Origin of the sequence: Lysinibacillus sp. NPDC096418 (assembly GCF_044762775.1) — a bacterium.
In the GTDB taxonomy this organism is placed as follows: Bacteria; Bacillota; Bacilli; order Bacillales_A; family Planococcaceae; genus Lysinibacillus.
Genome location: NZ_JBIWEY010000068.1, coordinates 1 through 5803, shown reverse-complemented (window position 1 = coordinate 5803; position 5803 = coordinate 1). Strand labels below are relative to the sequence as shown.

At 36.0% G+C, this 5803-nt stretch carries 7 protein-coding genes; 3 read left to right on the top strand and 4 right to left on the bottom strand.

The genetic code is table 11. The features are described from left to right. Nucleotides 1–97: 97 nt before the first annotated feature. The 4 genes from ACIQZG_RS24215 to ACIQZG_RS24200 are packed head-to-tail and all read right to left on the bottom strand — an operon-like array spanning nucleotide 98 to nucleotide 2781. A complete protein-coding gene (locus ACIQZG_RS24215) occupies nucleotides 98–817 on the bottom strand; it encodes a hypothetical protein (RefSeq protein WP_402758676.1) in 720 nt (239 codons plus the stop codon). Then, nucleotides 814–1524 carry a hypothetical protein gene (locus tag ACIQZG_RS24210; protein ID WP_402758674.1) on the bottom strand — a complete coding sequence of 237 codons (711 nt, stop codon included), beginning with the start codon at nucleotides 1522–1524 and terminating at the stop codon, nucleotides 814–816. Before ACIQZG_RS24210 ends, ACIQZG_RS24215 begins: the two co-directional genes overlap by 4 nt. Next, entirely contained in the window at nucleotides 1517–2410 is an 894-nt protein-coding gene (locus tag ACIQZG_RS24205) for an ATP-binding cassette domain-containing protein (RefSeq protein WP_402758672.1), read from the bottom strand. The genes ACIQZG_RS24210 and ACIQZG_RS24205 overlap by 8 nt, the downstream gene beginning before the upstream one ends. Continuing rightward, nucleotides 2407–2781, bottom strand: coding sequence for a GntR family transcriptional regulator (locus ACIQZG_RS24200; protein WP_402758670.1), 375 nt, complete (start codon nucleotides 2779–2781; stop codon nucleotides 2407–2409). The genes ACIQZG_RS24205 and ACIQZG_RS24200 overlap by 4 nt, the downstream gene beginning before the upstream one ends. 270 nt (nucleotides 2782–3051) lie before the next feature. On the opposite strand from ACIQZG_RS24200, the gene ACIQZG_RS24195 reads away from it, so the two are divergent. The 3 genes from ACIQZG_RS24195 to cccB all read left to right on the top strand — a co-directional run bounded on the left by ACIQZG_RS24195 (nucleotide 3052) and on the right by cccB (nucleotide 5684). Then, nucleotides 3052–4281, top strand: coding sequence for an EAL and HDOD domain-containing protein (locus tag ACIQZG_RS24195; RefSeq protein ID WP_402758669.1), 1230 nt, complete (start codon nucleotides 3052–3054; stop codon nucleotides 4279–4281). A 185-nt stretch (nucleotides 4282–4466) separates the two neighbouring features. After that, nucleotides 4467–5315 (top strand): YitT family protein, encoded by an 849-nt coding sequence (locus ACIQZG_RS24190; protein ID WP_402758668.1) that lies wholly within the window; start codon nucleotides 4467–4469, stop codon nucleotides 5313–5315. A 51-nt stretch (nucleotides 5316–5366) separates the two neighbouring features. Beyond that, the gene (gene cccB, locus ACIQZG_RS24185; protein ID WP_402758666.1) at nucleotides 5367–5684 is read left to right on the top strand and encodes a cytochrome c551; all 318 of its coding nucleotides are present in this window, start codon (nucleotides 5367–5369) and stop codon (nucleotides 5682–5684) included. Nucleotides 5685–5803: the final 119 nt, after the last annotated feature.

Genomic DNA, 5803 nt, shown 5'->3' with positions numbered 1-5803 from the left:
AAAAATCTTATTAAATTTAAAGTATAAAGAAATCGGGGTTCATTTGGGTTAAGGTGCTGTAAATTTACAGCACCCCAACATTTGATTTAGAACCTATTTAATTAATAATGTTGAGGCGACCTTGGAGATCTTCTATGTTTGTGCTACGAGCGACTTCTATAAGAAGTATATTCTCTGGAAGGTAGCTTACAGTTCTGAATTCATCATGAATTTCGCGATTAATGTCTAATATACCCAATGAAGGATTTACACGATTATAGCTTACCGAATTGCGCGAGACCGCTTCAATGATTAATTGTTTATCGAACATGTAAACGTTTGGTAGCGGCATTTGATCTGTTAAATCAATACCCTCAATAATGTCAGGGAGTTGATAGTAGGAAAGATGGACATTCCCATGCTTGATATCGTCACTATAACGTATGCGAATATCAGAATTTAATCCGTTATCCCTTTCATTGATCACAACAGGTAAAACATCCCCCTCAAATACATAGTGCCAGTTTTTCTTTTTATAGGTTTCTGTTAAAAAAGAAGAATCATCCTCGTCATAATATTTCTGTATATCTCCTTTAGCCCGCTCAAGCTTTTGCAACTCGTCACTAGATAGTGTTGTTATTTCAGATTCATAAAAGAAATTTAAATAAAGAAAAGCAACAAGACCTAGCGTTATATAACCTATTACGACAACGGCGATATGCTTTGGGGTCCAACGGATTTTTAGACTAGTCTTTAGCACCTTTAATCCTTTAAAAATGACTAGTACGATCAATAATATAGAGAATAAAGAAAATATTAGCATCCAAAAAGTTGTCATGTGCGAGACACCTCCGATTTACTAGCAATCCAAATAGCTAAGGCAAAGCATAGTGCCGCCACACTCAAAATCACAAGACTTATAAGTAAATTGGGTAACATTAAAAGCCATGAGAGGTCGATTGGAAAAGTAAATAAAAGTAAGCCGATTATTAGAAAAATAGTAGTGAATACTTTTACAGTAGCTGGCCCCTTATAACAATTGCCGAGTAGTAAGCCGAATGCACCGAATAAACAAATGATACTAAAGCACACCATTAATATTGTTGGTGAAACAATAAGATGGTCTAGTATTAATGGACTATTTTTCCACAATAAGACTGCAATTAACTGTAGATACAGCGAGGCAATCATGATAATAACAGCAATCAGGCTATAAAGAACGATGACAATCATATTAGCAATGGCACTGGATGTACGACTTGAAATAACCGATAAATCATCAATACGAAACGCTTTAGTTGTAAAAAGTGTGGCACTAATAAATGCCCAAAATGCAGAAGTCATCAAATACATATCTAGCGAATAAGTAGAGAATTGTACGTCCAAATTCCCACGGCCGTGCCATGAAGAACCACTACCGGAGTCGAAAAGCAAGAAACCAAAGATTATTTGTAAAATCACTAATGTACTTAGTGCAGATAAATATAATTTTGCTTTCCACTTTACTTGTTTTTGTACGATTGTTTTCAGCGTTACATTAGTCAAAGACGGCATCAATATCACTTCCTTCTTTACGTGTTAAATACATACAGACTTCGCTTGTAGATAGATGGTTGGTTGTAATTCCTCTTTCTTGTAGTTCCTCTTCTAGGATGAAAAGATTACTAGCATCTACTACTACTGAAATCTGACCTGCTATCTCTTTTTTAGCGTAAATGACTAAATTCGCTAGAAGTGGAGTAAGTGCATCACTTGGTCCAGTAAGTGAAATCAGTTGCTGTTTCAACTCGTCGACTGAAGCATGGGCCACTATAGCCCCTTCATCGATTAAAATAATTTCCTCTAAAATAGACTCCATCTCTTGTAAATGATGGCCAGCTATTATAATCGTACGCGGGAAAGCGATGTATTCTTTCAATATCGCACGGTAAAAGTCACTACGAATTGCCTCATCCATACCATTCATAGGCTCATCTAAAATTGTCAGCGCACAACGACTTGCAAGTCCATATATGAGATTAAACGTTGCCAGTTGTCCTTTTGATAATTGCTGATGATTCGCTTTTCTAGCTAAACCTGCATAATTGAGTAATCTGAAAGCTAGTTCAGCGTGCCAATTTGGGTAAAAATCATCACCCATTGTAAGGACTTCTTCTAGCGTCAAATAATTAGAAAAACTTAAGCGATCATCAATCATAACAGTATTTGCCGCTGTTTGAAGATTGTTAAAGGGATTTTCGCCAAGGATTCGACAAGTGCCTTGTGTTGGCTGTAAATAGCCCGCCAATATATTAAGGAGTGTCGATTTCCCAGCACCATTCCGTCCAATAATACCGACAATCTTTTCGGATTCAATGGCACAAGTAATATTTTGTAATGCATTATGGTTACCAATAGTTTTTGATAATCGCTCACATTGAATAATTGTCATTTCAATCCCTCCTGTGTTCTCCGAATAAGTTCGAGTAACTCCTCATCTGAAACAAGAAGTCGCTTGGCCTCAACAACAAGATTTTGTGCCATTCTTGTTAAAGTTTCATTACGTCGTTTTGTTAAGATTCTTTCTTTTGCATCTGGTGTTACGAACATGCCAAGCCCCCGTTTTTTATAAAGAAGTTGTTCTTCTAGTAAAATAGTGAGTCCTTTACCTGCCGTTGCTGGATTGACGTTGAATAATTCTGCAAGTTGATATTGTGAATACACTTTGTCATTGTTTTGTAAGCGATCTGCTACAATTTCATGCTGTAACCATTCTGCAATTTGAATGTAGATGGGTATCGTACTATCTAAATTGACATACACAAAAAAAACTCCTTTCAGTTTTTTTGGATGCATAGTGCATTAGTGTTGTAATGTACTATATGATTGTTTCGGAGGAATGTCAATATTAAAAGAGGATTATTATGTAAATATACTGAATTATTAGTCGAGGGGCTTAAGTGTCCATCTTTGATAGGATAAATTTAATCGTTGCTTTTCTAGACCATAATTCTACGTCATTATAAATAAGCATATAGTAACAAAAAGTGCTATAATAGATTTCACTAGAAATGGAGAATCGGGGGCAACGAAATGGAAGTATTCATCGGCAGACAGCCAATTTTTAATCTTCGCGAACAGGTCGTTGCGTATGAATTGTTATATCGCAGTAAAAATAAGAATGAATTTCCACTGGTTGATTCGGACGCAGCTACAGTCGATGTATTGGTAAACTCATTTTTATCGATAGGGACAGAAGCGGTTACGAAAGGCAAGCCTTGTTTTGTGAACTTTACAGAAAACTTATTAAAGAGTAGATTAGCGGATTATTTAAATCCTGCACAGGTCGTAATTGAAATTTTAGAAGATGTACCGATTAACCAACAGTTAGTGAAACGGGTAATAGAACTGAAATCATTAGGCTTTAAAATTGCATTAGATGATTTTATTTTAGATGATCGTGTAGAAGTGTATGATGAATTATTTGCTCATATTGACTTTATTAAAGTCGACTTCTTGTTGTCGCCATTACTAGAACGTATGGAAATTGAAAATAAAGTTAAAGAGAATTTCCCACACATTAAACTCCTTGCTGAAAAGGTAGAGACTCGAAATCAATTTGATGTAGCAAAGAATTCAGGCTATGAGTTGTTCCAAGGTTATTTCTTTGAACAGCCACAAATTATTAAGGCAACAGATATTCCGACAAATACATTGCAATATTTTCAAATTCTTTCGTTATTAAAAGATGAAGAGCCAAATATTGATTTGTTAGCAGAGAGTATTGAACGTGATATAGCTTTGACCTATAAATTACTGCAAATGATTAATAACTCTGATAAACGAGCAAAATCTAAAGTACGCTCTATTAAGCAAGCGATTTTACTACTTGGATTAGCGGATCTACGAAAATGGATTTATTTACTGGCAATGCGTGAAATAGATATGAATACAGAGACGGATCTTTTCAAAGAATTGATGCGGACGTCTTTGTTTAGAGCAAAAGTTTGTGAGAAACTAGCTAAGCTTTCCTATAAACAAAATTTCTCAGAGTATTTCTTGATTGGTATGTTTTCGTTAATTGATTGTATATTACAACGCCCACTGAAAATTATTTTAGAAAATTTACCATTCCCTGAAGAGATATCGCAGACGATATTAGGTGGGGAAACGGAAATGACGCCTTATTTAGATTTTAGTATTGCGCTAAGTAAGTTAGATTGGGGTACGCTAGAAATGTTAGCGCCTGAATTCGATATAGATATAGAAAGTATGGATTTATTATATAAAGAAGCGCTAGAATGGGCAGAAACATCGTTCTGATAAGTAGTTGATAAGACGTTCAATTTTGATATCAATGCTGTATTATTCAAAAAGGATTTACCTCTAAGATTATCGAGGTAGATCCTTTTTCAATTCAACTTATTGAAGTTCTCATTGGGCAAACAATTTGCTATAATCATTTCTACTTTAGAAAAAAATTAGATGTTTGAAGTGGATGTGGCAAAATGAAAGGTATGCTTGATTTACGAAATGGTATTCTAGAATATGTATATGTTATCGCTGGTGCTGCGATTGTTGCAGTTGGTTTTAATGCATTCTTACTGCCGAACCAAGTAGCATCTGGTGGTGTGAGTGGAATCAGTACGATTTTAAATGGATTATTCGGCTGGAATCCTGGGTTTGTCCAATATGCTTTTAATATTCCTTTATTTTTGGCAGGTCTAGTATTACTCGGGAAAAAATTTGGCATCAAATCATTTATAGGCACAATCACACTACCTTTCGTTGTATTATTGACGGACAGTTGGGAACCGTGGACAGCTAATCCTCTGCTAGGTGCGTTGTTTGGTGGAATTGTTGTCGGTTTAGGTATAGGACTGGTTTTCAAGGGGAATGCTTCAACTGGTGGTACCGATTTATTGGCCCAAATAATCACGAAATATACAGGTATAACGCTCGGGACAAGTGTACTACTAATAGATGGCTTGATTGCCATTAGTGCAGCAGTAGTCTTCGATTTAGAGAAAGGTCTATATGCACTGATTGGTCTATATGTAACAACAAAAACAATTGATATTATTCAACTTGGCTTTAGTCAATCAAAGATGGTTTATATTATTACTGTGAAACAAGATGAAGTGCGTGATGCGATTTATGCGGAAATTAATCGAGGGGTTACGAAGTTACCAGCAATTGGTGGATACACTGGCGAAGCACGACCAGTACTCATGGTGGTTGTCTATCAAACAGAGTTCACAAAGCTGAAACAACTTATTAAAATCGTTGACCCATCAGCGTTTGTCATAGTTTCGGATGCTTATGAGGTGTTAGGAAAAGGTTTCAAACGTGCATAATTTTGGTATAGTACTGGGGTAAGGTATTATTTATTATAAGGAGGGGTACTAATGAAAAAAGCAATGTTAACATTAGTGTTCGGTTCGGCAATCTTTTTAGCGGCTTGTGGCGGTGGAGATGACAAAGAGAAAGCAGATCAAGGTGCAAAAGCTCCGGACGGTGAAGCAATCGCAATGAAATCATGTATAATGTGCCACGGTGGCGAGTTACAAGGTCAGGCAAATGCGCCTGCAATAAATGACGTAGGTTCTCGTTTATCTGAGGAAGAAATTTTAGATGTTATTGAGAACGGTAAAGGTAAGATGCCACCTTCTCTTAAAGGCGAAGATGCAAAAGCAGTTGCAGCTTGGTTAGCTACTCAAAAATAAGAAAATGTATAAAAAAACTAACGGATTAATGTGGTACCTAAGTCAAGGACAAACTAAAAAAAGAGATTAAGCAGCTAAGAGATGGTTTCTGTATTGTACAGGAGCCATCCTTTTTAGAT